Annotated in this window: 23 protein-coding genes; 11 read left to right on the forward strand and 12 right to left on the reverse strand. The window is 71.4% G+C overall.

Translation table 11 applies throughout. The annotated features are described in order from the left end of the window. Positions 1-8: 8 nt before the first annotated feature. Genes AB0L91_RS17280 through AB0L91_RS17295 form a run of 4 tightly spaced genes read right to left on the reverse strand, consistent with a single transcriptional unit; the run spans position 9 to position 2162 of the window. Positions 9-362, reverse strand: a complete 354-nt coding sequence (locus AB0L91_RS17280; RefSeq protein ID WP_357349659.1) for a YbaB/EbfC family nucleoid-associated protein — start codon at positions 360-362, stop codon at positions 9-11. Further along, positions 359-712, reverse strand: a complete 354-nt coding sequence (locus AB0L91_RS17285) for a hypothetical protein (protein ID WP_218717692.1) — start codon at positions 710-712, stop codon at positions 359-361. The genes AB0L91_RS17280 and AB0L91_RS17285 overlap by 4 nt, the downstream gene beginning before the upstream one ends. After that, positions 709-1839 carry a C40 family peptidase gene (locus AB0L91_RS17290; RefSeq protein ID WP_355271631.1) on the reverse strand — a complete coding sequence of 377 codons (1131 nt, stop codon included), beginning with the start codon at positions 1837-1839 and terminating at the stop codon, positions 709-711. The genes AB0L91_RS17285 and AB0L91_RS17290 overlap by 4 nt, the downstream gene beginning before the upstream one ends. After that, positions 1836-2162 carry a type VII secretion target gene (locus AB0L91_RS17295; RefSeq protein WP_355271633.1) on the reverse strand — a complete coding sequence of 109 codons (327 nt, stop codon included), beginning with the start codon at positions 2160-2162 and terminating at the stop codon, positions 1836-1838. Before AB0L91_RS17295 ends, AB0L91_RS17290 begins: the two co-directional genes overlap by 4 nt. A gap of 142 nt (positions 2163-2304) precedes the next feature. On the opposite strand from AB0L91_RS17295, the gene upp reads away from it, so the two are divergent. Continuing rightward, positions 2305-2928 (forward strand): uracil phosphoribosyltransferase, encoded by a 624-nt coding sequence (upp, locus tag AB0L91_RS17300; protein WP_355271635.1) that lies wholly within the window; start codon positions 2305-2307, stop codon positions 2926-2928. Positions 2929-2969: 41 nt separating this feature from the next. Further along, the gene (locus tag AB0L91_RS17305; protein WP_365010989.1) at positions 2970-3368 is read left to right on the forward strand and encodes a DUF4913 domain-containing protein; all 399 of its coding nucleotides are present in this window, start codon (positions 2970-2972) and stop codon (positions 3366-3368) included. A gap of 9 nt (positions 3369-3377) precedes the next feature. Here AB0L91_RS17305 and AB0L91_RS17310 read toward each other — a convergent pair whose 3' ends face one another. Both AB0L91_RS17310 and AB0L91_RS17315 read right to left on the reverse strand, forming a co-directional pair. Beyond that, a complete protein-coding gene (locus AB0L91_RS17310) occupies positions 3378-4886 on the reverse strand; it encodes a phospho-sugar mutase (protein WP_365010991.1) in 1509 nt (502 codons plus the stop codon). After that, positions 4887-5666 (reverse strand): purine-nucleoside phosphorylase, encoded by a 780-nt coding sequence (locus tag AB0L91_RS17315; protein WP_365010992.1) that lies wholly within the window; start codon positions 5664-5666, stop codon positions 4887-4889. Positions 5667-5781: 115 nt separating this feature from the next. On the opposite strand from AB0L91_RS17315, the gene AB0L91_RS17320 reads away from it, so the two are divergent. From AB0L91_RS17320 to AB0L91_RS17330, 3 genes are all read left to right on the forward strand, one after another. After that, entirely contained in the window at positions 5782-6483 is a 702-nt protein-coding gene (locus tag AB0L91_RS17320; protein ID WP_365010993.1) for an enoyl-CoA hydratase-related protein, read from the forward strand. Between the two features lie 48 nt (positions 6484-6531). Further along, positions 6532-7734, forward strand: a complete 1203-nt coding sequence (locus AB0L91_RS17325; RefSeq protein WP_355271644.1) for a M20 family metallopeptidase — start codon at positions 6532-6534, stop codon at positions 7732-7734. Between the two features lie 125 nt (positions 7735-7859). Then, positions 7860-9023, forward strand: coding sequence for a M20 family metallopeptidase (locus AB0L91_RS17330; protein ID WP_355271743.1), 1164 nt, complete (start codon positions 7860-7862; stop codon positions 9021-9023). A gap of 126 nt (positions 9024-9149) precedes the next feature. On the opposite strand, the gene AB0L91_RS17335 is transcribed toward AB0L91_RS17330, so the two are convergent. Next, positions 9150-9611 (reverse strand): gamma-glutamylcyclotransferase, encoded by a 462-nt coding sequence (locus tag AB0L91_RS17335; protein WP_218717701.1) that lies wholly within the window; start codon positions 9609-9611, stop codon positions 9150-9152. Between the two features lie 208 nt (positions 9612-9819). Between AB0L91_RS17335 and AB0L91_RS17340 the strand changes: the two genes are divergently transcribed. The 4 genes from AB0L91_RS17340 to AB0L91_RS17355 all read left to right on the forward strand — a co-directional run bounded on the left by AB0L91_RS17340 (position 9820) and on the right by AB0L91_RS17355 (position 15203). Continuing rightward, the gene (locus AB0L91_RS17340) at positions 9820-11220 is read left to right on the forward strand and encodes an NAD(P)H-quinone dehydrogenase (RefSeq protein WP_355271646.1); all 1401 of its coding nucleotides are present in this window, start codon (positions 9820-9822) and stop codon (positions 11218-11220) included. 290 nt (positions 11221-11510) lie between these two features. Continuing rightward, on the forward strand, positions 11511-12581 hold the full coding sequence (locus AB0L91_RS17345; RefSeq protein WP_355271647.1) for a hypothetical protein: 1071 nt from the start codon (positions 11511-11513) through the stop codon (positions 12579-12581). 71 nt (positions 12582-12652) lie between these two features. Next, positions 12653-13936, forward strand: coding sequence for a hypothetical protein (locus AB0L91_RS17350; RefSeq protein ID WP_365010997.1), 1284 nt, complete (start codon positions 12653-12655; stop codon positions 13934-13936). 94 nt (positions 13937-14030) lie between these two features. Beyond that, complete coding sequence (locus tag AB0L91_RS17355; protein ID WP_365010998.1) at positions 14031-15203, forward strand: PLP-dependent aminotransferase family protein; 1173 nt, start codon at positions 14031-14033, stop codon at positions 15201-15203. Between the two features lie 4 nt (positions 15204-15207). On the opposite strand, the gene glpK is transcribed toward AB0L91_RS17355, so the two are convergent. Beyond that, on the reverse strand, positions 15208-16704 hold the full coding sequence (glpK, locus tag AB0L91_RS17360) for a glycerol kinase GlpK (protein ID WP_357349640.1): 1497 nt from the start codon (positions 16702-16704) through the stop codon (positions 15208-15210). 236 nt (positions 16705-16940) lie between these two features. Between glpK and glpD the strand changes: the two genes are divergently transcribed. After that, positions 16941-18725 (forward strand): glycerol-3-phosphate dehydrogenase, encoded by a 1785-nt coding sequence (glpD, locus tag AB0L91_RS17365; RefSeq protein WP_357349638.1) that lies wholly within the window; start codon positions 16941-16943, stop codon positions 18723-18725. A gap of 7 nt (positions 18726-18732) precedes the next feature. On the opposite strand, the gene AB0L91_RS17370 is transcribed toward glpD, so the two are convergent. The 4 genes from AB0L91_RS17370 to AB0L91_RS17385 are packed head-to-tail and all read right to left on the reverse strand — an operon-like array spanning position 18733 to position 26078. Further along, positions 18733-19566 carry an MBL fold metallo-hydrolase gene (locus AB0L91_RS17370; protein ID WP_365011001.1) on the reverse strand — a complete coding sequence of 278 codons (834 nt, stop codon included), beginning with the start codon at positions 19564-19566 and terminating at the stop codon, positions 18733-18735. Continuing rightward, positions 19566-20129, reverse strand: coding sequence for a TetR/AcrR family transcriptional regulator (locus AB0L91_RS17375; RefSeq protein ID WP_357349635.1), 564 nt, complete (start codon positions 20127-20129; stop codon positions 19566-19568). The genes AB0L91_RS17370 and AB0L91_RS17375 overlap by 1 nt, the downstream gene beginning before the upstream one ends. A 32-nt stretch (positions 20130-20161) precedes the next feature. Next, positions 20162-20941, reverse strand: a complete 780-nt coding sequence (locus AB0L91_RS17380) for a DNA-formamidopyrimidine glycosylase family protein (RefSeq protein ID WP_365011003.1) — start codon at positions 20939-20941, stop codon at positions 20162-20164. Positions 20942-20945: 4 nt separating this feature from the next. Further along, positions 20946-26078 carry a DEAD/DEAH box helicase gene (locus AB0L91_RS17385; protein WP_365011005.1) on the reverse strand — a complete coding sequence of 1711 codons (5133 nt, stop codon included), beginning with the start codon at positions 26076-26078 and terminating at the stop codon, positions 20946-20948. Positions 26079-26201: 123 nt separating this feature from the next. On the opposite strand from AB0L91_RS17385, the gene AB0L91_RS17390 reads away from it, so the two are divergent. Then, positions 26202-26750 (forward strand): histidine phosphatase family protein, encoded by a 549-nt coding sequence (locus AB0L91_RS17390; RefSeq protein WP_365011007.1) that lies wholly within the window; start codon positions 26202-26204, stop codon positions 26748-26750. Positions 26751-26795: the final 45 nt, after the last annotated feature.

Below are 26795 nucleotides of genomic sequence, written 5' to 3' on the forward strand. Positions count from 1 at the left end.
ATCGACCTTCAGCGCCGGGCACTATCCGGCCCGGGTGCTAATTGCTCCGACCCCTGCGGGGCGGACCCGGTGAGCGATTCGTTCAGTGTCGCAATGATGTTGGAACGTGCCGCGCCCGCGGTCTCGGTCGCCTGTTTGCAGGCCGTCAGGATGAGCTGCGCGGCCTCGGTGGGGGCCAGTGCGGTGATCCCCTCGTCCAGGGACAGCGCGACCAGGGCGCCGTCGCTGTTGACCTCGGCGGTGACGAGCCCGTCTTCGGTGGTGAATCGCCCGTTGACCTGCTTCAACCCGTACAGCGCTGCCTCCAGCGCCTCCAGCTTTCCGGTCACCCCGGCGACCAGGGCATCCATTTCCGCGCTCACAGTGGCCTCATCCAACTCGTCTGACCGGTGTCGGCGTCGTCGATGCGATCGAGCTCGTCGACCGCCTGGCGCCGGGTGGGCAGGTTCATCCGGTCCAGCAGGTGGTCCGGGATCTCGGCCTGCTCGCTGTAGATCTCGCGCAGGCGGGCCGCGGCGGCGATGGTCGAACGCCTGGTCAGGCGGAGGATCTCATCGGCGAGCGCCTGGGCACCGTACTGGTACTCGCTGCGTTCGAACTTGATGGCGATCGGCAGGCCCATGCTGGTCGCGCGGACCGAGATGGTGCCGGACCGGTTGGTGCTGACCGCGGACTCCACATTGGGAACCTCGGGGATCGGCGTGCCGGTCATGCGGTAGGCCTGTAGAAGCCGTAGAACTCCATGCCACTGTTCTCCGTTCGGATGGAACTGATCGAGACGGGATCGCCTGCCTCGACGAGCTGCCCGTTGCCGACGACCATGGCGACATGGCCGTCCCAGACGGCCAGATCGCCCGGCATCAGGTCACCGGGGGACACCTGAGGATGTCCGATGTGCTGTTCCTGGGCGAGCCGGGGCAGGTCGACCCCCGCCTCGCCGTAGGCGTACTGGGTCAGGCCGCTGCAGTCGATGCCGGAGCCCGGGCTGTTGCCGCCCCACACGTACGGGGTGCCGACGGCGCTGATCGCCGAGCGCACCGCCGTCGCGGCCTCTTCGTTGGGCGCCTCGACGGTGCTGCCGTCGGGCAGGGTGATCTTGACGCCGGTGCCGGTCGACCCGGTCGACGATCCCGACGAGGACCCGGTCGAGGTCTTGCTGCCGTTGTTCGTCGTGCCGGTGGTGGTCGACTTCGAGCTGCTCGAGGTGCTGCTCAGCGCGCTCGACAGACCCGAGGTGACGGCGCTCAGCACCGAGCCGCCGGTGCCCGACAGCAGGCTCGACGCCGAGGACGCCAGGCTGGAGATGCCCGAGGACGTGCTCGCCAGCGAGGTGCTCGACGGTGCCGGGGTGAGCTCCTGGATCGCCGCGGTCTGCGTGCCCAGCTCCTCCTCGACCCGGCTGACGACGCCGAGACCCTGACCGATGTGGTCGATCGCCGAGCTGACCACCGCGGCCAGGCCGACGGGCGTGGCCAGGGTGGGGCTCAGCGCCGACACGTCGGCGAGGAAGGAGTTGACGATGGTGTCGAGATCCTTCTGCCCGGTCTCCACGTAGGCCGCGGCTTGGTCGACGACCGTCGCCATCTCGTTGCCGGTGTCGGACAGGGTGGCCGAGGAGGTCTGCACGCGCAGGGCCTTGGAGGTGGCCGCGTCGACCGCCATGCCGTCCCAGGCGGTGTTCACGTTGTTGATGCTGTTGCGGCCGAGCTCGTAGATCTGGTCGAGATTGGTCGAGGTGGAGCGCAGGCCGTCGGAGGTGCCGTCGGTGCCGAGCACGCCGGTGCCGAAGCTGGACAGCAGATCGAGCAGGGGCTGGGCCAGTCCGCTGAGGTCGATCATGCGTCGGTGCCGATCTCGCCCGCCGAGCCGAGCCCGCCCGCGAAGTCGGCGTCGGTGTCGACCAGCGTGGTGGCCGCGCTCGCGGTGGCCGCGCTCATGCTCGCCATGACCGCGGAGAGCTGGCCGATCGCGGCTACGTGACCGGCGTGCGCCGCCGAGTACGCGGCGACGAAATCGCCGCCGATCAGACCCATGATCGGGCCGAGCAAGCCGGGCGCGGAGGCTACCGATCCGGCGACCGCCGTCGCCAGGTCGGTGGACATGACCCCAGCGGTCGCGCTGTAGGCGACGATGCCCTCCGCATCGGCCGACATCTTCGTCATCGAACTTCCCCCATCCTCGAGTTCCCGGGCAGAGTACGTCACTCCATTGCTTGGACGCACCGAGGCCGCATTCGGTTCCCTCGACCGCGAAAATTTCCCCAGCAGCCGTACCCGGAGCGCCTGGTGACCCTATCGTTTTTTCATGCGCACCGACACCGTCGACCACCCGCTGGCCGCGACCCTGCTGAGCACCATGCGGGACGCCCGTACCGACAACGCCGCTTTCCGCACGGCATTGCGCGACCTCACCGGCATTCTGATGTACGAGGCGCTGCGCGACGCGCCCGTCGTGCGTGCGCCGATCGACACGCCGGTGGCGGTCACCGAGGGTGTCCGGCTGGCCGCGCCGCCGCTGCTGGTTCCGGTGCTGCGCGCCGGCCTCGGCATGGTCTACGCCGCCGCCGATCTCGTGCCACAGGCCCGGGTCGGTTTCGTCGGCATCGCCCGCGACGAGGAGACCCACCAGCCGGTGCCCTATCTGGAATCGCTGCCCGCCGACCTCACCGGCCTGCCCGTCTTCGTCCTCGACCCGATGCTCGCCACCGGCGGCTCGATGCGCCACACCCTCGAACTGCTCGTCGCCCGCGGCGCCACCGACATCACCGCCGTCTGCGTCGTCTCCGCTCCCGAAGGCATTGCGGCCCTGGCCGACTCCGGTCTGCCGGTCCGCCTGGTCACCGCCGCCGTCGACGAGAAGCTCAACGAGAACGCCTACATCGTCCCCGGCCTCGGCGACGCGGGTGACCGCCAGTTCGGCCCCCGCTGAAATCCCGTCGCCGACCGGGCGATCTGTGTCATCCTGCCTCTATGGGGAGTGTGGACGAACCGGTCGATCCGGTGTACGCCAACGTGATGGAGTGGGTGTCCGGGTATTTCGTCAAGCTGGCCGGCGACACCGTGGGATACCGGCCGGGTGAGCAGGTGCACTGGTGCCCCGAATGGTGGCGACATACCGGCGCCGTGGTCCGGCTCGATGCCCTGTGGCAAGCCTGGGAGGACCTGCGCCGGGGCGGCGGGTTCGGGATGAGCGTGTGGTTGCTCGACCACATGGATCCCCATGTCCGCGTGCTGCTCTCGTCGTCGGGGCCGTTCCGGCACTGCTCGATCGAGCGTGGCCATCGCGCGACCGAGCCGTTGCCGGTGGCCGAGCTGCCCGCAGCGGATCGGGGAGCGTTCGACGGTCCGGCGGTGCGCGCCACCCGGTGACCGATGCGGTTACCCGGTCGTCGTATCGAGCGAGCGGCAGTACGCCGCCAGCTCGGCGAGACGGTCGGCGGCGGACGCCCTAGCCCGCGGGAGGCCGGCGGCGTCCGGGACCGGGGCGAAGACCTCCAGGTAGCACTTGAGTTTGGGTTCGGTGCCCGACGGCCGGACGACGATGCGGAAGTCGTCGGCGTCGAAGATCAGGGCATCGGTGCGCATCCGGCCGCGGACCTGGGACTGGTCGGTGAATTTCACCGGTGTTCCGGCGATCTCGCTGGGCGGGTCCGCGCGCAGGCCGGCGGCGAGCGCGCCCGCCGCGGCCTGATCCGGCAGGCGCAGGGAGACCTGGCCGCCCGCGTGCAGGCCGAATTCGACGGCGTAGGAGTCGAGTTCGTCCTGGAGGGTACGGTGCCGGGCCTTCAGCAGGGCGACCAGGTCGGCGGCCGAGACGGCGGCGGAGATGCCGTCCTTGTCGCGGACGGTGGCCGGGTCGACGCAGTGGCCGATCGCCTCCTCGTAGGCGTAGACGAGTCCCTCGCCCGCCCTGGCCAGCCATTTGAAGCCGGTGAGGGTCTCGGCGTAGCGGGCCGAACGGGCCGGGGCCAGCTTCGACAGCAGGCGCGAGGAGACGATGGTGGTCGCGACGAGAGGGTCGGCGGTGGCGGTGCGCAGCACGTAATCGGCCAGCAGGACACCGGTCTCGTCGCCGCGCAGCATGTGCCAGCCCCGCGGGCCGCGCACGCCGAGGGCGCAGCGATCGGCATCGGGGTCCAGCGCGATCGCCAGGTCGGCGTCGACCCGCTCGGCCAGGGCCAGCAGCAGGTCGGCCGCGCCGGGCTCCTCGGGATTCGGGAAGGCGACGGTGGGGAAGTCGGGGTCGGGGGCGAATTGCTCGTCGACGACGTGCACATCGGTGAACCCGGCCGCCGCCAGTGCCCGCACCGCGAGCTCCCCGCCGACGCCGTGCAGCGCGGTCAGCGCGATCCGCACCGGAGCCCGCTCACCCGCGCCGCCGAGCACCTCGGGCAGCTCGGCGACCCGCGCGAGATAGCGTTCGACCAGTTCGGCACCGGACGAAGAAACAGGCTCCCGCGCAACAGGTTCCACGACGGCGTCGATGCACCGTTCGATCTCGGTGTCGGCGGGCGCGATCAGCTGGGATCCGCCGTCGAGGTACACCTTGTAGCCGTTGTCGGCCGGCGGATTGTGCGACGCGGTGATCTGCACCCCGGCTACCGCGCCGAGCTGCCGGACCGCGAACGCCACCACCGGCGTCGGCACCGGATCGGGCAGCAGCGTCACCGGAAAGCCCGCCGCGGTGAAGATCTCGGCGGTGGCGGTGGCGAACTCGGCCGAGCCGTGCCTGGCATCGCGCCCGACGACGACCGCGCCGCCACCCAGGCACCGCTCACGCAGCCAGGCCGCGACACCGGCGCTCGCCCGCGACACGGTGGTCACGTTCATGCCGTCGGGGCCGTCGCGCAGCGGTCCACGCAGGCCCGCGGTCCCGAAGCGCAGCATCTACACGCGCTCCAGGATCCCGCGCAGCAGCTTGCCGAGTCGGGGCGCGGCCGCCTGCCCCTCGGCGAGCACCTCCGCGTGCGACAGATGCTGGCCGGTGACCCCGGCCGCCAGGTTGGTGACCAGCGAGATGCCGAGCACCCGCGCGCCGCGCGAGCGCGCCTCGATCGCCTCGAGCACCGTCGACATGCCGACCAGGTCGGCGCCGATCGTGGCCAGCATGCGGATCTCGGCGGGGGTCTCGTACTGCGGTCCGGTGAGCCCGGCGTAGACGCCCTCGGTCAGGCTGGGGTCGATCTCCCTGGCCAGTGCGCGCAGTTCGGGGTCCCAGGCGTCGACCAGGTCGACGAAGCGGGCGCCTTCCAGCGGCGTGCGCGCGGTGAGGTTGAGGTGATCGGCGATGAGCACCGGCTCGCCGACCTGCAGGCCGGGCCTGATCCCGCCCGCGGCATTGGTGAGCAGCACGATCTCGGCGCCCGCCGCGATCGCCGCCGTCACCGGGTGGACCACCTGCTGCGGTGTGTAGCCCTCGTACAGGTGCTGACGGCCCATCAGCAGCAGCACGTCGGTGTCGTCGACGGTGACCGAATGCACCATGCCGCCGTGGCCCTGCGCGCTGGGTTTCCCGAAGCCGGGTAACTCGGGCATGGGGATCGAGGCCTGCGGCGCGCCGATCTCGGCGGCGGCCTCCTGCCACCCCGATCCCAGCACCACGGCCACGCGATGACGCGGCACTCCCGTACGTTCGGCGATCGCCTGAGCGGCCTGTTCGGCAAGCATGAGGTGAGTCTATGCGGCGCGGGCGCCGTGTGTTCGGGGCACCGGAGGGCCGCTGGGCGGGCGGGGGGCTACCCGCAAGTAGGTAGCTGCCGAGCTGCGGTTTATCCTTCCCGTCATGCCGTATTTGGAGCGCTCCGGTGATGTGTTCGTCCTGTACCTCGGAAACGAGGGGGAGACCGACAACGAGAACCGTTTCTCGCCGGGCTGGATCGATGCCTTCCACGCCGCCCTCGACGAGGTCGAGGCGTCCGAGGGCGCTGCCGCGCTGGTCACGGTCGCGACCGGCAAGTACTACAGCAACGGACTCGACACCGACTGGCTGTTCGGCAACATGGACAAGATCCACGGCTACCTCGACCGCGTGCACACCCTGTACACCCGGCTGCTGACCTTCCCGATGCCCACCGTCGCCGCGATCAACGGCCACGCGTTCGGCGCGGGCGCGATGCTGGCCTCCTCGCACGACTTCCGGGTGATGCGTGGCGACCGCGGCTTCTGGTCGCTGCCCGAGGTGCACCTGGGCATGCCGTTCACGGTCGGCATGAACGGCCTGCTCAAGGGCCGGTTGAGCAACCAGGTGTGCGTGCAGGCGATGACGACCGGTCATCGTTTCGCCGCCGACGAGGCGATCGCCGCCGGCATTGTCGACGCGAAGGCCGACGCCGAGCAGGTGCTGCCCGCCGCGCTCGAGCGCGCCGCCGCGTTGACCAGCCTGCGCAAGCCGATCACCCCCGTCATCAAGACCGCGCTGCACGCCGAGACCCTCGCCGCGCTGGCCACCCCGGTCACCGCCGAGAACCTCCCGTTCGGGAACTGAGCCGCTCGCCGGTGCGCCGCTGACACCCCCTGATGCGAGACTGGGGGTATGGCACCCTCGCGCACCGGCGAACTCTCGGCCACCGCATCCGATGCCGCGATCACCGCGGCGGCGGATGAACTGATCGGGCTCTCGCACGCGATCCACGCCGAACCCGAGCTCGCCTTCGCCGAGACGCGCAGCGTCGCCAAGATCCTCGCTTCGCTGGCCGAGCGTGGTTTTCTCGTCACCACCGGCGTCGCGGGCCTGCCGACCGCGTTTCGCGCCGTCTACGGCAGCGGGCCGCTCACGGTCGGTATCTGCGCCGAATACGACGCCCTGCCCGAGATCGGGCACGCGTGCGGGCACAACATCATCGCCGCGTCGGCGGTCGGCGCCGCGATCGGGCTGGCCGAGGTCGCCGACGAGCTCGGCCTGACCGTCGTCGTGCTCGGCACGCCCGCCGAGGAGAGCGGCGGCGGCAAGGTGCTCATGCTCGAGGCGGGCGCCTTCGACGACATCGCGATGGCGATGATGGTCCACCCCGGCCCCGCCGACATCGTCGGCGCCCGCTCGCTGGCCCTGGCCGACCTGTCGATCGTCTTCCACGGCCGCGAGGCGCACGCGAGCGCCGCGCCGGAACTCGGCCGCAACGCCGGCGACGCGGTGACCCTGACCCAGGTTGCCGTCGGCTTGCTGCGCCAGCATCTACGCCCTGGCCAGCAACTGCACGGTATAGTCGCTGACGGTGGCGTAGCCCCCAACATCGTGCCCGGACGGGCGGAGTTGCTGTACTACCTCCGCGCGGCCGATTCCGCGTCACTCGACGACCTGATGCGACGAGCGAAGGCGTGTTTCGAGGCGGGCGCCCTGGCAACCGGCTGCACTCACGACATACGGACGCTCGCGCCCACCTATACCGAGCTCACCCCCGATCCGGTTCTTTCGGCTGTCTACCGCGCGCAGATCACCGGATTGGGCAGGGTGCCGATCGCGCCCGAGCTCGAGGTGCTGCGTCCGCTCGGGAGCACCGACATGGGCAACGTCACCAACGTGATCCCCGGTATCCACCCGGTGATCGGCATCGACGCCGGTGGCGCGGTGACCCATCAGCCGGACTTCGCCGCCGCCGCGGTGAACGCCTCGGCCGATCGTGCGGTACTCGACGGTGCCCGCGCACTGGCGCGTACCGCTGTCGCGATAGCGCGCGATGAAGTACACAGGGACAGGTTGTTGCAACGGCTGGTCGAACGACAGGAGGACATTCGGTGAGCATTTCCGGCTATTCGGGCACCGCGCGCGCAGGCGCCGACGCGCTATCGATGGGCGTGGGAGCCCACTCGATGATGCGTGAGAACGCGGTCTGTCCGACCATGCCGGACACCGAACGAACCGATATGCCAGGAGCGGAGATCGTCGACGCGTGGCTGGCCGAGCACACCGCCGACCTCGTGCAATGGCGGCGGCACATCCACGCCAACCCCGAATTGTCGCGCGCGGAGTTCGCCACCACCGAGTTCGTCTCGGGGTGGCTGACCAAGGCCGGGCTGAGCTGGGAAGTGCTGCCCGGCGGCACCGGCCTGACCTGTGATCTCGGGCCGACCGACACCCAGCGGATCGCCCTGCGCGCCGACATGGACGCGCTGCCGATGCAGGAGTTCACCGGCCTGAGCTTCGCCTCGACCGTGCCCGGCGTGTCGCACGCCTGCGGGCACGACGCGCACACCACGGTGCTGCTCGGCACCGCGCTCGCGCTGGCCGAGGCCGAGCACACGCTGCCGGTCGGGGTGCGGCTGGTGTTCCAGCCCGCCGAGGAAGTGATGCCGGGCGGTGCGCTCGACGCCGTTGCCGCGGGGGCGATGCGGGGTGTCGACCGGATCTTCGCGCTGCACTGCGATCCCCGGCTGGAGGTCGGCAAGGTCGGGCTGCGGACCGGGGCGATCACCTCGGCCGCCGACACCGTCGAGCTGGTGCTCGACTCACCGGGCGGGCACACCTCGCGCCCGCACCTGACCAGCGACCTGGTCTACGCGATCGGCACGGTCATCACCGGCCTGCCCGGTCTGCTGAGCCGCCGCGTCGATCCGCGCACCAGCACCGTGATGGTGTGGGGCGCGGTCAGCGCGGGCAAGGCGCCGAACGCGATCCCGCAGACCGGCATGCTCACCGGCACCGTCCGCACCGGCGACCACGCCACCTGGCTGCTGCTGGAGCCGCTGGTCCGCGAGATCGTCGACGGCCTGCTGGCCCCGACCGGGGTGCGCTACCAGCTCAACTACAAGCGCGGCGTCCCGCCGGTGGTCAACGACGCGACCTCGGCCCTGATGTTCGAGAACGCGGTCCTGGCCATGGGCCCCGACGCCCTGGCCGACACCCCGCAGTCCGGCGGCGGCGAGGACTTCTCCTGGTACCTGGAGGAGGTCCCCGGCGCGATGGCCCGCCTGGGCGTCTGGTCCGGCACCGGCGACCAGCTCGACCTGCACCAGCCCACCTTCGACATCGACGAACGCGCCCTGGCCGTAGGCGTCCGCACCCTGACGAACATCATCCTTCAGGCATGAGCAGCACAGAAGCACATGGGTAACTCACCGGGTACGGACTGACCCGACCCACCCCTGACCGCCGGCCGCCGACACAACGTCAGCGGCTGGCGAGTCCGGCCGAAATGCGCGGAGAGGCGGACGAGCCTAAGCGCCGGGGCCTACGTTCTTGCTGTTGCGGGTGCGCAGGGCATGGACGTAATCCTCGGGGGCGCCTGCCTTTTCGGCCGCGTCGGCGATGACGCCGATGTACCGCGCCGAGGGCAGCCCGCCCTCGTAGGCGTCGAGGACGTAGAGCCACGCCAGCCGCGACTCGCCCTGGGTGCCGGTGACCCGGATCCTGATCTTCTTGTGGATACCGAAGTCCGAGCCTTCCCAGCGGTCGAGGCGTTCCTCGTCCTCGGGGGAGACGTCGTAGAGGACGACGAACACCCGGGAGCCCGGATCTTCGACGACGGTGGCCAACGGCCCTTCCCAGCCGATGTCGTCACCGGCGAAGGTCAGGCGCCAACCTTCCAGCCACCCGGTCCCCGACATGGGCGAATGCGGGCAGCGTTCCAGCATCTGCGTCGAGTCCATGTTGGACCCGTAAGCGGCATAGATCGGCACCTGACGAACTGTAGCCAATAACAGCAGCGGAATTCCTGTCTCCCACCCAGATCGGCTGACGGTCACAGTTGTGGCGGGTCTCGACACGCCGAACTTGTTCACCGATCCGACCCCGGACCGTCACAACGCACCTGAAATGATGGAGCGACAGTACGGCCGGGTCCCCACAAGGGACGCGGCCGATCAGGCGAATACAGGGAGCGTGGCTGTGGCACGGATTGCGATCATCGGTGGCGGACCGGCGGGATATGAGGCAGCCCTGGTGGCCGCCCAGCACGGGGCCTCGGTGACCCTGGTCGACGCCGACGGCATCGGCGGCGCGTGCGTGCTCTGGGACTGCGTTCCGTCCAAGACCTTCATCGCCTCCACCGGTCTGCGCACTGATCTGCGCCGCGCCCGCGATCTGGGCATCACCCTCGACGCCAGCCAGGCGCAGGTGCACCTGCCCGAGGTGAACGGCCGCGTCAAGGCGCTCGCGCTGGCCCAGTCCGCCGACATCCGCGCCAAGTTGCAGGCCGCCGGGGTGCAGCTGCTGGCGGGCCGGGGCGAATTGGTCGGTCCCGCGACCGGTTTGGCGCATCGGGTCAAGGCGACGCTGGCCGATGGCAGCACCGAGGAGTTCGAGGCCGAGGTCGTGCTCATCGCCACCGGCGCCAGCCCGCGCGTGCTGCCCGGCGCCGAGCCGGACGGCGAGCGCATCCTGAACTGGCGCCAGCTCTACGACCTGCAGGAACTGCCCGAGACGCTGGTGGTGGTCGGGTCCGGTGTCACCGGCGCCGAGTTCGTCTCCGCGTACACCGAGATGGGTGTGCGGGTGAAGCTGGTCTCCAGCCGCGACCGCGTGCTGCCCGGCGAGGACGCCGACGCGGCGCTGGTGCTCGAGGAAGCGCTGGCCGAGCGCGGCGTCGAGCTGGTCAAGCACGCCCGCGCCGACGCGGTGGAACGCACCGCCGACGGCATCGTGGTGAAGCTGTCCGACGGCCGTACCGTGACGGGTTCGCACGCGCTGATGACCGTCGGCTCGACGCCGAACACCGACAGCCTCGGCCTCGACCGGGTCGGCATCGAACTCGATCGCGGTGGATACCTTCGCGTCGACCGGGTTTCGCGCACCTCGGTGCCCGGCGTCTACGCCGCGGGCGACTGCACCGGCCTGCTCCCGCTGGCCTCGGTGGCCGCCATGCAGGGCCGCATCGCGATGTATCACGCGCTGGGCGAGGGCGTGAGCCCGATCCGCCTGAAGACGGTGGCCTCGGCGGTGTTCACCCGTCCGGAGATCGCGACCGTCGGGGTCAGCCAGACCGCCATCGACAACGGCGAGGTGCCCGCGCGCACGGTGATGCTGCCGCTGAACACCAATCCGCGCGCGAAGATGTCGGGGCTGCGGCGCGGTTTCGTCAAGATCTTCTGCCGTCCGGCGACCGGCGTGGTGATCGGCGGCGTGGTCGTCGCGCCGATCGCCTCGGAGCTGATCCTGCCGATCGCGCTGGCGGTGCAGAACAACCTGACCGTCACCGATCTCGCGCAGACGTTCTCGGTGTATCCGTCGCTCACCGGTTCGGTCACCGAAGCCGGGCGTTTGCTGATGCGCCACGACGACCTGGACTGAGCGCCGCGCCGAAAAATGTGAGTCGGATCACTGATCGGCGAGGTTTCGAATTGTCTTGTTCGACAACGGTGGTCATGGATTCCCGATGGTGATCCCGGAGGGCGTTTCCGCAGGCGGAGCGGCGGCGGTGTGAAACTTACTGCTGCGTTGCCTGTCCCGCGCTCATGTGGTTGACTCACGGCCGAGGCGCGATCAGATTGTGGTCGCGCGGTGGAGCTGTGGGGGACTCCCTCCGGGAAAGGGATTAGCGAAAAGTGAAGCATCGTAAGCCGAGTCGGGCGCAGCGAGCGATGGCCAGCACGTCGTTGCCCCTGGCCGCTGCGGCCGCCGTGGCAACCATTCTCGCGGCTCCGGCCGGCGCGGTCCCCAGCGACCAGCCGACCACTCCCGCGACACCGGCGCCTGCGCAGCCGGGCACCCAGCAGCCCTCGGAGGAGGCGCCGGAGACCGGCGGCCCCGAGCAGACGCAGCCGGAGACGCCGGAGAACGTGAAGCCGGGCGAGAACAAGCCCGGACAGACCAAGCCGACGCCGGCCCAGCCGGGCGTCACCAGCCCCGCGCCGGGTCAGCCGGGTCAGGCCACGCCTGCCACCCCGACCCCGAGCCAGCCGGGTGTCACCAGCCCGCGTGTCGCGCCGCTGCCGGTGCCGGGTCAGACCGGCCAGGGCAGCCAGGCGCAGCCGGCCGTCCAGCCGGAGCGCGCTGGCACCACCCCGCAGCAGGAGACCACTCCCGGCCAGCAGGGCACCACCCCGGGTCAGCCGGGTACCACGCCCGGTCAGCAGTCGCAGGGTCAGCCCGCGCAGCCGTCGCAGACCCAGCCGAGCGTGCCGTCCGATCAGGGCACGGCCACCGAGGGCGAGGGCTCCGACCAGCTCGTGCAGACGCCCACCTGGACGGCGCCGCACTTCACCGACGCTCCGGCCGCGCCGGTCGTCGAGATGGAGGGCCCGCACCAGGAGGTCGGTGTCTCCATCGACGGCGGCGGCGTGCTGCCCGGTGTGGTCAACACCCACCACTACAACAACGCCTCCGGCTACGTCGGCACCGTCGGCTACCGCACGCCGACCGGTTTCGGTGACGCGGGCGTCTCGGTCGAGTACGTCGGCGAGAACTCGGTGAAGGTCACCACCTACAACGGTGGCGACGGCCGGGCCGACAACACCACCGTGACCGTCCTCGACACCACCCAGGCCAACCTGGCCAAGGCGGCGGTCGAGAACTGGATCAAGGCGCAGCCGGGTGGCGCCGCCGCGATGGAAGCGGCCGCGAAGGCTACACTTCCGGTGCCGGGGGAGCTGCTTCAGACGGTGAACGTCGCAGGTGTCACCACCCAGTGGGGTGGCTCGCTCCAGTACTGACACGCAGTACGTCGTGTGGGGCGGTCGGATGGCGACCGCCCCACACGTGTGTCCTGGGGAAAGGATTGGATTTGGGCACCGACGGTGACGACAACGAGCGCGGCGACAAGCAACCCGCCGCCGGATTCGGTCCTCCCGTAGGCGATTTCGGGCCGCCTGTGGACGACGCGGCCACCGGTTTCGGTGGCCCGCTCGCTGCGGCGCCGCCGCCCGCGCCGCCCGGCGGTCATCCGGAGATGGGCTGGCGCCCCGCCGCCGCGCCGTCGTCCGCGCCCGGCCCGTTCGGCGCGCCGATCGCCGGGCAGCCGCCGGTCCCGCCGCCGCCCGGTCCGCCGACCATGCCCCCGCGCCCGCCGGTCCAGCCCGCCGCGCCCACCTCCGTCTTCGGTGACGCCGTGGCCACCCCGCCGCAGTCTTCCTCGCCGTTCGGCGCCCCCGATCCGCGCATGAGCGCGCCGTCGGAGGACCAGACGGTCCGCTTCACCGGCGAGCTGCCGCGCCGGGAGGGTTCGCCGTTCGGTGACTCGGTGCCGGTCGACTCGGGCCGGGAGCGCACCGAGGTGATCCGGCGCGAGCGGCCGACACCCCGCGCCCAGGCGCCCGCCGACACCCCCGCGCCCGAGACCGTGCGGGTGCCGGCGCCGGAGACGGTGCGCGCGCCGATCGCCGAGGAGCCCAGGTCCGACGACAAGGCCTGGTGGAACAGCCCCGACGAGGGCGGCGCGGTCCCGAAGCCGCCGTCGGAGCCCGGACTGTCCTGGGCCGACGACCCGATCGCCCGTCGCCTCGCCCCGAAAACCCCGGTGACGCCGGTCAGTGAGAAGCAGGACACCGACAAGCGTCGCCTGCGCTGGATCATCGGCGGCGCGGCGGCCGCGGTGCTGCTCGTCGTCGCCCTGATCCTGACGATCGCCCTGGTCAAGCGCGGTGGCGGCAGCGATCCCGGCGTGACCGCCGCCCCGATCCCGTCGATCGCCTCGCCCACCGAGTGCAAAGCGGTTTCCGAGGCGGCCGTCACCGTCGGCAACGGCCCCGGCGACACCTCGTCGGGCGCGAAGGCCATCCTGGGCTTCCAGTACGCCTTCTACGTCGACCGGTCCGGCGGGAAGGTGCGCGACTACGTGGCGCCGGACGCGGAGAACATCTCCACGGCGGAGACCATCCAGAAGGCGATCGACGAGCTCATCCCCGCCGGTTCCAAGCACTGCGTGAAGATGCGTGAGACCGCCACCGGCCGCTACGACGTGGAACTGCGCGAGTGGCATCCCGACGGTTCGGCGATCGTCTACAAGCAGGAGATCGTCACCACCAACACCGACGGGAAATGGCAGGTCAAGTCGATCACGGCCCGATAGGAGTCTCACTATCTGAGACCTCTATTTCACATTCTGGCGAACGGTATGTAATCGTGGGATGATTGCGGTTCCGTGGCGTTCCCGGGAGGTTTCCATGTTGTCGACAACTCCAGCATTGGCGAGCAAGCTCGCGAGCCTGCAGAGCTCGGCGATCAGGGACCTGCTCAAGCTCACCGCGCGCGCCGACATCATCAGCCTCGCGGGCGGGCTGCCCGACGCGGCGCTGATGCCCCGCGAGCGGATCGCCGTCGCCGCGCAGAATGCGCTGGCGGACGCGGCGGTGCTGCAGTACACCGAGTCGCCCGGCTGGCCCGCGCTGCGTGCGGTGATCGCGGCGCGGGAGTCCGCGCGGATCGGGCGTGCGGTGCCGCCGGAGGACGTGTTCATCACCCACGGGTCGCAGCAGGCGCTGTCGCTGCTCGCCGAGGTGCTGCTCGATCCCGGCGCGCTGGTGATCGTCGAGGACCCCGCGTATGTCGGTGCGCTGCAAGTGTTCCGGGCCGCGGGCGCGCGGATCGTCGCGGTGCCGCTGGACGGCGACGGCATGCGCGTCGACGCGCTGGAGGAGCTGCTCGCCGCGGGGGAGCGTCCCGCTGTCGTGCACACCGTCTCCAACTTCCACAACCCGGGCGGGGTCACCCTGGCGCCCGAACGCCGTCGCCGCCTCGCCGAACTCGCCGAGGCGCACGGCTTCTGGGTGATCGAGGACGACCCGTACGGCGAGCTCTGGTTCGACCGGCCCGCGCCCGACCCGGTCGCGAGCTACTCGCCCCAGGTGATCCGGCTCTCCAGCACGTCCAAGATCCTGGCGCCCGCCCTGCGAGTCGGCTGGATGGTCGCCCCCGACCACGTCTGTCGCGCCGTCGAACTGCTCAAGCAGGGCGCCGATCTCTGTGGCTCCGCGCTCACCCAGCAGATCGCCACCGAGCTGTTGACCGACACCGATTGGCTTGCCGCCCACGTCGATTCGGTCCGTGCCGCCTACGGTAGCCGGGCCCGCGCGCTGGTCTCGGCGGTCCGCGACACCTTCGGCGAGCGGGTGCGCAGCACCGACGCGACGGGCGGCATGTTCGTCTGGGTCGACTTCACCGACGGCACCGACACCACGGATCTGCTCCCCACGGCCCTCGAGGCAGGCGCGGCCTACGTCCCCGGCGCGGCCTTCGCTGTCGCCGACGCCTACCGCTCGTCGATGCGGCTGTGCTTCACCACCTCGGACGAGGCGACCCTGGCCGAGGCCGTGGCCCGGCTGGGTCGCGCGCTCTGAGTCGTCAGACCCAGCCGTAGGTGCGTTCGACCGCCTTGTTCCACTCGGTGTAGCGCAGGATGCGCTCGTCGTCGGACATGGTGGGTGTCCAGGTGTGGTCGGCGGTCCAGTTGGCGCGCAGGTCGTCGAGGCCGGACCAGTAGCCGACGGCAAGGCCCGCCGCGTAGGCGGCGCCGAGGGCGGTGGTCTCGCGGACCACCGGGCGGACCACGGGGACGTCGAGGATGTCGGCCTGGAACTGCATGAGCAGGTCGTTGCCGGTCATGCCGCCGTCGACCTTGAGGGTGGTCAGTTCCAGATCGAGCTGCTGGGCGGCGGCGTCGGCGCGCATGGCGTCGACGACCTCGCGGGTCTGGAACGCGGTGGATTCCAGTGCGGCCCTGGCCAGATGGGCCTTGGTGACGAACCGGGTCAGGCCCGCGATGACGCCGCGGGCGTCGGGCCGCCAGCGCGGCGCGAACAGCCCGGAGAACGCCGGGACGAAGTACGCGCCGCCGTTGTCCTCCACGCTGCGGGCCAGCGGCTCCACCTCCTCGGCCGAGGCGATGATGCCGAGATTGTCGCGCAACCACTGCACCAGCGAACCGGTGACGGCGATGGACCCCTCCAGCGCGTAGACGGCGGGCTGGTCGCCGAGCTGATAGCACGCGGTGGTGAGCAGCCCGTGCTTGCTGATCACCGGCGTGGTCCCGGTGTTGAGGAGCATGAAATTGCCGGTGCCGTAGGTGTTCTTGGCCTCGCCCGGCGACAGGCACGCCTGGCCGAAGGTCGCGGCCTGCTGATCGCCGAGAATGCCCGCCACCGGCGCGCCCGCGAACGGTCCGCGGGTGATCTCGGCGTAGACCTCCGAGGAACTGCGGATCGTCGGGAGCAGCGACATCGGGATGTCGAACTCGGCGCAGATCCGCGGATCCCATTGCAGCGTGCGCAGATCCATCAGCATGGTGCGCGAGGCGTTGGTGACGTCGGTGCGGTGCTCGCCGGTCAGGTTCCACAGCACCCAGCTGTCCATGGTGCCGAAACAGAGGTCACCGGCCTCGGCGCGGGCGCGCACGCCGGGGACGTTGTCGAGGATCCAGCGCAGCTTCGGGCCCGCGAAATAGGTCGACAGCGGCAGCCCGGTGCGCTCGGCGTAGCGCTGCGGGCCCTGATCGCCCGCGAGTTCGGCGCAGAGCTGGTCGGTGCGGGTGTCCTGCCAGACGATGGCGTTGTACACCGGTTCGCCGGTGGCCCGATCCCAGACGACGGTGGTCTCGCGCTGATTGGTGATGCCGATGGCGGCCAGGTCGCCCGCCGAGCAGCCCGCGTGGCCCAGTGCCGCGCCGAGCGCCCACTCGGTGTTGCGCCACACCTCCGCCGGCGCGTGCTCGACCCAGCCCGGTTTCGGGAAGATCTGGCGATGCTCCCGCTGCGCGGTCCCGACGATCCGGCCCTGCCGGTCGAAGACGATGCAGCGACTCGAGGTCGTGCCCTGATCGATGGCGGCCACATAGCGACGCATTGATGCAGGCTACCGAACCCCGGGACCGGCGCTGCGCCGGCTTCGTCGGATGACACCACCGCGCCGACGCTCGCTGGTTTTCCGCACCGAATTCGCTGCCACGCCCCGCCACGGTCGGCCCGCGCGCCGCGCAGGCACTACGTTGAGTTTGTACGCAGCGGCGCCGGGACCGTGGACGGCGTCGACCCACTGTCGGCTGATTCCGACCGAGCGCGGTCGGCGGCGAGGAGTCGAGCATGTCGCAGACACCGGAGTTTCCGTTCCTGCACCCGGGGGAGCTGGTCGCGGGCGGCCAACGGCTCGGGCCCGGTCAGCTCGGCCCCGACCAGCGGCGCGCCGCCTGGGAGCGGCTCGGCAAGGACCAGTTCGACGTGCTGGTCGTCGGCGGTGGCGTGGTCGGCGCCGGGATCGCGCTGGACGCGGCCACCCGTGGCCTGTCGGTCGCGCTGGTCGAGGCCCGCGACCTGGCCTCGGGGACCTCGAGCCGGTCGTCGAAGATGTTCCACGGTGGCCTGCGCTACCTCGAGCAGCTCGAGTTCGGGCTGGTCCGGGAGGCGCTGAAGGAACGCGAACTGGCGCTGTCGACGCTGGCGCCGCACCTGGTGAAGCCGCTGCGATTCCTGTACCCGCTGACCCACCGGGTGTGGGAGCGTCCGTACGTGGCCGCCGGTCTCACCCTCTACGACACCATGGGTGGCGCGAAATCTGTTCCGGGACAGCATCATCTGACCCGGCACGGCGCGATGCGGCTGGCGCCGGGATTACGCAGGGACGCGCTGATCGGCGGCGTCACCTACTACGACACCGTCGTCGACGACGCCCGCCACACCATGACCGTGGCCCGCACCGCCGCGCACTACGGCGCGGTCATCCGCACCTCCACCCAGGTCGTCGGCTTCCTGCGGGAGGCCGACCGGGTCGTCGGGGTGAAGCTGCGCGACACCGAGGACGGGCGCACCGGGGAGGCGCGCGCGAATGTGGTGATCAACGCGACCGGGGTGTGGACCGACGAGGTGCAGAGCCTGTCGCGGCAGCGTGGCCGGTTCCATGTGCGCGCGTCCAAGGGCGTGCACATCGTGGTGCCGCGCGACCGGATCGTCAGCGATGCCGCGATCATCCTGCGCACCACCAGCTCGGTGCTGTTCATCATCCCGTGGGGCGCGCACTGGATCATCGGCACGACCGACACCGACTGGAACCTCGACCTCGCCCACCCCGCCGCCACCAAGGCCGACATCGACTACCTGCTCGACCGGGTGAACGAGGTGCTGGTCACCCCGCTCACCCCCGCCGACATCGACGGCGTCTACGCGGGCCTGCGGCCGCTGCTGGCCGGGGAGAGCGACGAGACCTCCAAGCTCTCGCGCGAACACGCGGTGGCCCGCGTCGCGCCCGGCCTGGTGAGCATCGCCGGCGGCAAGTACACCACCTACCGGGTGATGGCCGCCGACGCGATGGACGAAGCGGCACAGGACATTCCGGCCCGGGTCTCGCCGTCGATCACCGAGAAGGTCGCGCTGATCGGCGCCGACGGCTACTTCGCCCTGGTGAACCAGACCGTGCAGCTGGCCGAGCACTACGGCGTGCACCCCTACCGGATGACCCACCTGCTCGACCGCTACGGCTCGGTGGTCGACGAGGTGCTGTCGCTGGCGGCGGGCAGACCCGAACTGCTGCAACCGATCACCGACGCCCCCGCCTACCTCCAGGTCGAGGCGGTGTACGCGGCCGCCGCCGAGGGCGCGCTACACCTCGACGACATCCTGGCCCGGCGCACCCGCATCTCGATCGAATACGCCGATCGCGGCGCGCACTGCGCCGAACAGGTCGCGCACCTGGTCGCGCCCGTGCTGGGCTGGGACGCCGACGAGATCGACCGCGAGGTGACCACGTACCAGGCGCGGGTGCGCGCCGAGATCGAATCGCAGACCCAGCCCGACGACATCTCCGCCGACGCGCTGCGGGCGGCGGCGCCGGAGCCACGGCCCCAGCTGCTGGAGCCGGTACCGCAGGACCAGTGAGCGGCCGCTAGACGGTCGCCCGCTGCAACGCGGCCAGTTCGACGGCGTTGTGCGCGCAGAACACCTCGACCTCGTCGCCGTGGCCGCGCAGCAGTTCGCGCAGCCGCTCCTGATTGTCGATCCGGGCAGGCCCGACGGTCTGCATCAGGCGTTCGAACAGCGCGGCGGCGGGTGGCTGGTGCGGGTGCTCGAGATCGAGCTGACCGGGGTGGAAGTAGGCGTCGCCGACGGCGAACTTCCAGCCCGCCCCGGTGTCGATCGCGACGCCCGCGTGGCCCCGGGTGTGCCCGGCCAGCGGGATGATCAGCAGTTCGGCGGGCAGGCCGCGCAATGGGCGAACGGCGCCGAAGCCGAACCACGGCTCGCCGAGTTCGTCGTAGCTCTGCCAGCGCGGTTGATGCGCGAATTGCGCCGCGCGATAACGGAACTTCTCGCGCGGCCCGTAGTGCCCTTCCAGCGCGCGCAGTTCCTCGTGGTAGACGTGCACGGTGGCCTGGGGGAATTCGGCGAGCCCGCCCGCGTGGTCGAGATCGAGGTGGGTGAGCACGATGTCGGTGACGTCCTCGCGGCGGTAACCGAGCGCCTCGATCCGGCGCGCGATGGTGCCCTCGAGCTCGAGCACGGGGCGGGTCATCCGGATGAAGCGGCGGCCCAGCCATTCGTCGGGACGCCGGACCGCGCCCTCGCCGATGCCGGTCTCGATCAGGACCAGCCGGTCGTCGAGTTCGACGAGGACGCAGTGGCAGACCATTTCGGCGCGGCGGGTGAGGCCGCCGACGCCGTCGAGCAGACGGCCGCCGAAGGGACGCATGGTGCCGCCGTCGAGGTGGTGCAGACGCATCAGGAGAGCTCCTGTTCGAGAGTGGCGCGCAGGTGGTCGGCCACCGCGCGCAGGGGGGTGAGGTCACGTCGGGTGCGGGCGAGCAGCAGCCCGCCCTCGAGCATGGCCAGCGCCACGGTGGACAGCTCGTCGGCGCGTTCGTCGGGAATTCCCTTGGCGCGCAGGAATTCGTCGATGGCGGTGCGCCAGGTGTCGAAACCGGTGACGCAGGCTTCGCGGATCGGTTCGCTGTCGCCGCCCGCGTCGAGGGCGATGGTGGCGATCGGGCAGCCGCGCTGGAAGTCCGAGTCGGTGAGCATCGCGCCGAGAGCGGCGAAGACGCCGTCGATATCGCCGGCCTCGAGCGCGGCGGTGAGCAGCGCGCGCAGGCTGTCGGCCGACTGGACGATGGCCTCGGCGGCGAGTTGTTCCTTGCCGCCGGGGAAGTGGAAGTAGAACGAGCCCTTGGGCGCGCCGCCCGCGCTGACCAGCTGGTTGACGCCGGTGGCGTGGTAGCCCTGGGTATGGAACAGGTCGGCGGCGGCGTCGAGGAAACGCTGCCGGGAGTCCGTGCGTGGGGTCACCGGCTCAGCGTAGCTCGAGTATGACGACCGGTCTAGTTAGTTGGTTCGGGTTGGCAGCGGGGACAGAAGTAGATGCCGCGTTCGCGCTGGGTGATGCGATCGGCGGGGTCGTCCTCGCCGAGCAGGCGCGAGACGATCGCGGTCCCGCAGCGTGGGCAGGGGCGGCGGGTGCGGCCGTAGGCCATCGGCCGCCACGGGGGCTGGTGCGCGGCCTTGCCGAGCACCCGATGTGCCTCGTCGACGAGGGCGGGCAGGTCGGCGATGTCACCGACCGGCGTCGCGGGGTGGACGCGGCGCAGGAAGCAGATCTCGCTGCGGTAGATGTTGCCGATGCCCGCCAGATTGCGCTGATCGAGCAGGGCCAGGCCGATGGGGCGGCGTGGGTACTCGTCGAGCCTGCGCAGCGCCTCGATGGCGTCCCAGTTCGGGCCGAGCAGGTCGGGACCGAGGTGATCGATCACCGTGTGTTCCTCGGCGCGGGGCAGCACCTGGACCTTGCCGAGGGCGAAGCCGACCGCCTCGACCTCGTCGTTGGCCAGCACCACGCGCGCGGTGACCCGCGGCTTCGTCCAGCGCTGACCGCAGTGGAACACCCGCCACTCGCCCTCCATCTTGAGGTGGGTGTGGATGCTCACCCGGTCGGTGCGGACGAACAGGTGCTTGCCGTAGCTGCCGACCTCGGTCACCAGATCGCCGACCAGGTCGACCGTCGCGTACCGGGGGACGCGGAAGTCGCTGCGGGTGAGGGTCTTCCCGGCCAGGGCGGTGCGCAGGCGCTCTGCGGTGCGGAAGACGGTGTCGCCCTCGGGCATTCGGTTACACCTGCCTGCGCAGCCGCAGACCGCGCGGGGTCATCGAGAAGCCGGACTCCACCAGGACGTCGGCGAAGGTGTTGCCGTGCACGGTCTCCCCGTTGATCTTGTCGATCACCAGGCCGTCGACCCGGCGATCGTGCACCAGCCCCGCCAGGGCGGTCGCGGCCAGCCGCCGCAGACCGGGGTCTTCGGTGAAGCTGAGCAGGGTCTTGCCGCCGCGCTCCACGTACAGCACCAGCTCGCCGCCGACCAGCACCACCAGGGCGCCCGCCTTGCGGCCGGGCCGGTGGCCGCCCTCGGCGTCGCCCTTCGGCCACGGCAGCGCGGCGCCGTACGGGTTGGCCGGATCGCAGGCGGCCAGGGCCAGGGCGACGCCGGGCTGGGCGGCGGTGCGGTCGGTGTCGAAGGACCGCAGCCGGTCGACGGTGTCGGTGGTGGAGAACTGGGCGCCGCCGAGGGTGTCGACGAAATAGCCACGGCGGCACCGGCCCCGGTCCTCGAACTCGGTCAGGACCCGGTACATCAGCGCGAAACCGCCGGGCACGCCTTCGTTCTGGACCGAGCCGCGGGTCAGTACGCCGTAGCGCTCGATGAGCTGGTCGGCGGTGGCGTGCGCGCGCAGGGTGTTGTCCCGCACCCGTTCCGGCAGGATCGACCAGCGTCCGGCCAGGGTCGGCGGGCCGGAGCGGGTCGGCATCGATGGGCGCGGGAGGTAGGCGCGGCCGCGCGGGGCTCGGCGCGGGGTGCGGTGGGCGGTGGTGCTGCGGGCGGTGCCGGAGAGCAGGGCGCGCACGGGGGCGAAGGTGTCGCCGGAGACGTACCCGGCCCACACCAGTTGCCAGAGGGCGTCGCCGACGGCCTTGTCATCGAGCAGGCCGGTGGCGTCGAGCTGGCGGAAGAAATACGCGCCGCCGCCGTGCAGGGTGGGTGGCAGGCGGCGGGGGTTGTCCTGGCCCGCGGTCGCGGCGGCGGCCGAATCGCGGGCGGAGCTGCCGTTTCCGCGAGCCTTGCGGATGGTGTCACCGTTGGTGGCGAGGGGAGCCGTGGCGCCGTTGGTCGGCGCGGCCTCGGATTCGGCAGGCCCGGACGCCGTCGGCGCGTCGAGGTCGACCGTGGGCGGTTGCGGGGTGCGCGGTGGCCATGGCTCCAGCTGTGCGCCGAGCGCGGCCAGGAGGCCGAGCTGGATGTCGGTGGGGTCGATATCGTCGGGCGGCGGCAGCGTGAAGGGAGCCTGGTCGGCGAGGTGCAGGGCGATCCAGCCGTCGCGGGCGGTGATCGCGCCGTGCCCGGACCAGATCACCTCACCGCTCGCCATCAGCTCGTCCAGCATGGCGGGGGAGTAGTCGCGCACCCGCATCGGCAGGATCAGCGATTCCCACGCCGAGGCCGGGATCGGCACGCCCGCCAGCTGTTCCACCACGGTGGCGACGCCGTCGATGCCGCGCAGCTCGCCGGAACCGACGTGTTGCCACGCGGGCAGGAAGCGGCCGAGCGCCGCGGTCGACACCGGCTCCACCTCGTGCCGGGCGGCGGCCAGCGACCGGCGGCGCAAGCGGCGCAGGACCTGGGCGTCGCACCATTCGGTGCCCGCCGTCGCGGGCGTGAATTCGCCTTCCACCACGCGCTTCTCGGCCAGCAGCCGATGCAGTGCGGTGGCGGCGACCGCCGAGCCGAGGCCGAAGCGGGCGGCCACGTCGGCGGTGCTGAACGGCGCGTGGGTGCGGGCATAGCGTCCGACGAGGTCACCGAGCGGGTCGGGGACGGGCTCGATGAACGCGGCGGGCACCCCGATCGGCAGCGGCACCCCCAGCGCGTCACGCAAGCGGGCGGCGTCCTCGATGGCCACCCACCAGGTGCGGCCGGCGAACGAAACCTCCAGCGCGCGACGGGAATCACGTAGTTCGGCGAACCAAGCCCGCGCGTCCGAGTCGGCGAGCGCAGAGTCCGGGTGTTCCGCCTCGGCCGCGCCGTCGTCGGCGGGAGTCACGGCGATCGGACGCCGGGGGGCAGCGTCGGCCCGGGTGCTGTCGGCCGTGTCAGCTGCCCCGGTGCCTGCCGTGCCAGGGGAACGGTGATCGGTCAGGCCTGGCGCGCCGGCTGTTGCCGGATCGTCCCGGCTGGCGTCCGCAGCGTCGCGGTGTTGCGGACCGGCGTCCGTCGCGTCGGGCGCGGCGCCATCGCGCCGCACGCAGCGGGCGGCGGCCTCGGCGGGGGTGAGGGGGCCGAGCAGGCGCAGCAGGTCGGCCAGGCCCTCGGCGTCGCGGGCCCAGCGTTCGGGGGTGAGGCGCTGGAGTTCGCGTTCGGTGAGGGCGATGACGGCGGGGTCGAGGAGTTCGCGCAGTTCGACGCGGCCGAGGAGTTCGGCGAGCAGGCTCGAGTCCAATGCCAGGGCGGCGGCGCGGCGTTCGGCAAGCGGGCTGTCACCGTCGTAGAGGAACTGGCCGATGTAGGAGAACAGCAGGGCGTTGGCGAACGGGGACGGGCTGGCCGTCTCGACATCGATCAGCCGTACCTCGCGGCGGGCGACCTTGGTGAGCAGATCGCGCAGGGAGGGCAGGTCGTAGACGTCGCGCAGGCATTCGCGCACGGTCTCCAGCAGGATCGGGAAATCCGGGAACTTGCGTGCCACATCCAGCAATTGGGCCGAGCGCTGGCGCTGCTGCCACAGCGGTGCGCGCTTGCCCGGATCGCGGCGCGGCAGCAGCAGGGCCCTGGCCGCGCACTCGCGGAACCGGGAGGCGAACAGCGCCGAACCGCCGACCTGCTCGGTGACGATGTCGTCGATCTCGTCGGGTTCGAAGGCGAACAGCTCGGCGCCGGGCGGGTCGTCGGTGGTGTCGGGCAGGCGCACCACGATGCCGTCGTCGGACGCCGTCGGGGCCGCGTCGATGCCGAAGCGTTCCTGGAGCCGGGCGCCGACCGCCAGGGCCCACGGCGCGTGCACCGGAGTGCCGTAGGGGGAGTGCAGGACCAGGCGCCAGTCGCCGAGTTCGTCGCGGAAACGCTCGACGACCAGGGTGCGGTCGGTGGGCAGCCGGCCGGTGGCGGCGCGCTGTTCCTCGAGCAGTCCGACCATGTTCGCCGTCGCGTTCTGGTCCAGGCCCGCGGTGCGGACCAGCTGTTCCAGCCGGGCCGCGGCGGTGTCCGGGAGCTCGGCGCCTTTCGCCCCACTGGACTTCTTCGCGCTCCCGTTCGGTGCGACCACGCCGAGCGCCGTCGAATTGTCCTGTGACGCAACCGATCCGGGACGGGCGCCCATGTCCGCGACGATCCGGGACAGCTCGTCGGCCGACACCTGGCCCGCCGTCCGCACGAATTCCCCCAGGGCGGTGCCCAATTCGGCCGGGCGGCCCAGGCTGTCGCCGTGCCAGAACGGCAGCCGGCCGGGGAGTCCGAAGGCGGGCGAGACCAGCACCCGGTCGAAGGTGATCTCCTCGATCCGCCAGCTGGTGGCGCCGAGCGCGAACACGTCGCCCACCCGCGACTCGTAGACCATCTCCTCGTCGAGTTCGCCCACCCGGGAAGCCTTCTCGCCCACCATGAACACCGCGAACATGCCGCGATCGGGGATGGCGCCGCCGGAGGTGACGGCGAGGCGTTGCGCGCCGGGGCGGCCGGTGAGGGTGCCCGCGTCGCGGTCCCAGACCACCCGGGGACGCAGTTCGGCGAACTCGTCGGACGGGTAGCGGCCCGCGAGCAGGTCGAGCACGGATTCGTAGGCCGAGCGGGGCAGGTTCGCGTAACTGCCGGTGCCGCGGACGATGTCGAACCAGCCGTCGACATCGATCGGTTCGAGCGCGCACGCCGCCACCGTCTGCTGGGCCAGGATGTCGAGGGGATGCGCGGGGATCTGCAGCAGTTCGATCTCGCCCGCGAGCATGCGCTGGGCGGCGACGGTGCAGTGGATGACATCGGTGCGGTGCTTCGGGAACAGCACGCCGCGCGAGACCTCGCCGACCTGGTGCCCGGCCCGGCCCACCCGCTGCAACCCGCTGGCCACCGAGGGCGGCGCCTCCACCTGCACCACCAGGTCGACCGCGCCCATGTCGATGCCGAGTTCGAGGCTGCTGGTGGCGACCACACAGCGCAGGCGCCCGCTCTTGAGGTCGTCCTCGATGATCGCGCGCTGCTCCTTGCTGACCGAGCCGTGATGGGCTCTCGCCAGCAGTTGCTCGGCACCGTGGATCACCTCGGTGGACGGGCCCAGCTGGGCGGGTGGCGCGTGCTCGGTGTCCACCGGCTCGCCCAGCCGGGCCGCGTAGGCCTCGTTGAGCCGCGCGGTCAGCCGTTCGGCGAGCCTGCGCGAGTTCGCGAACACGATCGAGGACCGATGCTCGAGCACCAGGTCGACGATGGCCTCGTCGACATGCGGCCAGATCGACCCCGGCTGCTCGGAATCGCCGGGATCGGTCATATCGGCCACCGGGACCCGCACCGAGAGGTCGAAGGTCTTCGGCGCGGGCGGGCGCACGATGGTGATCGGCGCCGCGCCAACCAGGAACCGGCCGACCTCCTCGGGCGGGCGCACCGTCGCCGACAGGCCGATCCGCTGCGCGGGCCGCTCGGTCAGCTGATCCAGCCGGGCCAGCGACAACGCCAGGTGCGCGCCGCGCTTGGTGCCCGCGATGGCGTGCAACTCGTCGACGATCACCGTGCCGACCTGGGCCAGGCTCTCCCTGGCCGCCGAGGTGAGCAGCAGGAACAGCGACTCCGGCGTGGTGATGAGGATGTCCGGCGGGGTCCGCTGCATCGCGCGCCGCTGCGCGGGGGTGGTGTCGCCGGAGCGCACCCCCACCGAGATCTCCGGCGGGTCCAGTCCCAGCCGCTTCGCTGTCTGCGTGACTCCCACCAGCGGCGCCCTGAGGTTGCGCTCGACGTCCACCGCCAGCGCCTTGAGCGGCGAGACATAGAGCACCGACGTCCCGCGCGGCGTCCCCGGCTCCGGCGCGGGCCGGGTGGCCAGCTGATCGATGGCCCACAGGAACGCCGAGAGCGTCTTGCCCGACCCGGTGGGCGCGACGACCAGTGTGTGCTCCCCGTCCGCGATCGCCTGCCACGCCCCGAGCTGGGCCGACGTCGGCCCGGCGAAGGCCCCGTCGAACCACTGCGCGGTAGCGGGCGAGAACCGATCCATAGCGTTCAGTGTGCACCGGCCCACCGACAACCCCCGTCGACGCGCGGCCCGCGCCCCCACCACACCGAGCCCGGTGGCGGGCTGGTGGCAGCGCGAATGTGACGAACGCTACTCTGGGCTCTCGTGCAAACGGTGCTCAGAGTCGACCTCGTCGGCCACAGCCTGACCGAGGCGGTACGTAAGGCGCGATTCCCTGTCGACGAACCACTGGACGAGTCGGGGCGAGACGCGCTGCGCGCGTATTCGGTGCCCGACGGCGCGCAGGTGCGGACCGGGCCGGAACGCCGGGCCAGGGAGACCGCCGAGGCGCTGGGCGTGGTCGGCGAGCTGGACGCGCGATTACGGGATCTCGACGCGGGGTCGTGGCGCGGGACCGAGATGAGCGGGCTGGCACAGGATCAGCTGTTCGCGTGGCTCACCGACCCCGAATTCCGGGGACACGGTGGCGAATCGGTGACCGATCTGGTGGAGCGGGCGCGGTTCTGGCTGGCCGAGATCGCCTCGGCGGGCCGTGACACGGTGGCGGTGACCCATCCGGCGGTGGTCAGGGCGGTGCTGCTGGTGGTGCTCGACGCGCCGCCGAAGTCGTTCTGGCGCATGGATGTTCCGCCGGCCAGCGTCACCCGGCTGCACTATCGCGGCAACTGGACCCTGCGCCTGGGCGGTTCGTAGAAACGGCGAAAGCCCCGGAGCCGAAACTCCGGGGCTTTCGTCTAG

The sequence above is a fragment of the Nocardia sp. NPDC051833 genome, assembly GCF_040681225.1.
In the GTDB taxonomy this organism is placed as follows: domain Bacteria; phylum Actinomycetota; class Actinomycetes; order Mycobacteriales; family Mycobacteriaceae; genus Nocardia.

What these genes read in the sequence shown, in the direction of transcription:
- AB0L91_RS17285 (WP_218717692.1), bottom strand. Translation starts at nt 712, where the DNA reads ATGACCGGCACGCCGATCCCCGAGGTTCCCAATGTGGAGTCCGCGGTC.
- AB0L91_RS17290 (WP_355271631.1), bottom strand. Translation starts at nt 1,839, where the DNA reads ATGATCGACCTCAGCGGACTGGCCCAGCCCCTGCTCGATCTGCTGTCC.
- AB0L91_RS17295 (WP_355271633.1), bottom strand. Translation starts at nt 2,162, where the DNA reads ATGACGAAGATGTCGGCCGATGCGGAGGGCATCGTCGCCTACAGCGCG.
- upp (WP_355271635.1), top strand. Translation starts at nt 2,305, where the DNA reads ATGCGCACCGACACCGTCGACCACCCGCTGGCCGCGACCCTGCTGAGC.
- AB0L91_RS17305 (WP_365010989.1), top strand. Translation starts at nt 2,970, where the DNA reads ATGGGGAGTGTGGACGAACCGGTCGATCCGGTGTACGCCAACGTGATG.
- AB0L91_RS17310 (WP_365010991.1), bottom strand. Translation starts at nt 4,886, where the DNA reads ATGCTGCGCTTCGGGACCGCGGGCCTGCGTGGACCGCTGCGCGACGGC.
- AB0L91_RS17315 (WP_365010992.1), bottom strand. Translation starts at nt 5,666, where the DNA reads ATGCTTGCCGAACAGGCCGCTCAGGCGATCGCCGAACGTACGGGAGTG.
- AB0L91_RS17320 (WP_365010993.1), top strand. Translation starts at nt 5,782, where the DNA reads ATGCCGTATTTGGAGCGCTCCGGTGATGTGTTCGTCCTGTACCTCGGA.
- AB0L91_RS17325 (WP_355271644.1), top strand. Translation starts at nt 6,532, where the DNA reads ATGGCACCCTCGCGCACCGGCGAACTCTCGGCCACCGCATCCGATGCC.
- AB0L91_RS17330 (WP_355271743.1), top strand. Translation starts at nt 7,860, where the DNA reads ATGCCAGGAGCGGAGATCGTCGACGCGTGGCTGGCCGAGCACACCGCC.
- AB0L91_RS17345 (WP_355271647.1), top strand. Translation starts at nt 11,511, where the DNA reads ATGGCCAGCACGTCGTTGCCCCTGGCCGCTGCGGCCGCCGTGGCAACC.
- AB0L91_RS17355 (WP_365010998.1), top strand. Translation starts at nt 14,031, where the DNA reads ATGTTGTCGACAACTCCAGCATTGGCGAGCAAGCTCGCGAGCCTGCAG.
- glpK (WP_357349640.1), bottom strand. Translation starts at nt 16,704, where the DNA reads ATGCGTCGCTATGTGGCCGCCATCGATCAGGGCACGACCTCGAGTCGC.
- glpD (WP_357349638.1), top strand. Translation starts at nt 16,941, where the DNA reads ATGTCGCAGACACCGGAGTTTCCGTTCCTGCACCCGGGGGAGCTGGTC.
- AB0L91_RS17370 (WP_365011001.1), bottom strand. Translation starts at nt 19,566, where the DNA reads ATGCGTCTGCACCACCTCGACGGCGGCACCATGCGTCCCTTCGGCGGC.
- AB0L91_RS17380 (WP_365011003.1), bottom strand. Translation starts at nt 20,941, where the DNA reads ATGCCCGAGGGCGACACCGTCTTCCGCACCGCAGAGCGCCTGCGCACC.
- AB0L91_RS17385 (WP_365011005.1), bottom strand. Translation starts at nt 26,078, where the DNA reads ATGGATCGGTTCTCGCCCGCTACCGCGCAGTGGTTCGACGGGGCCTTC.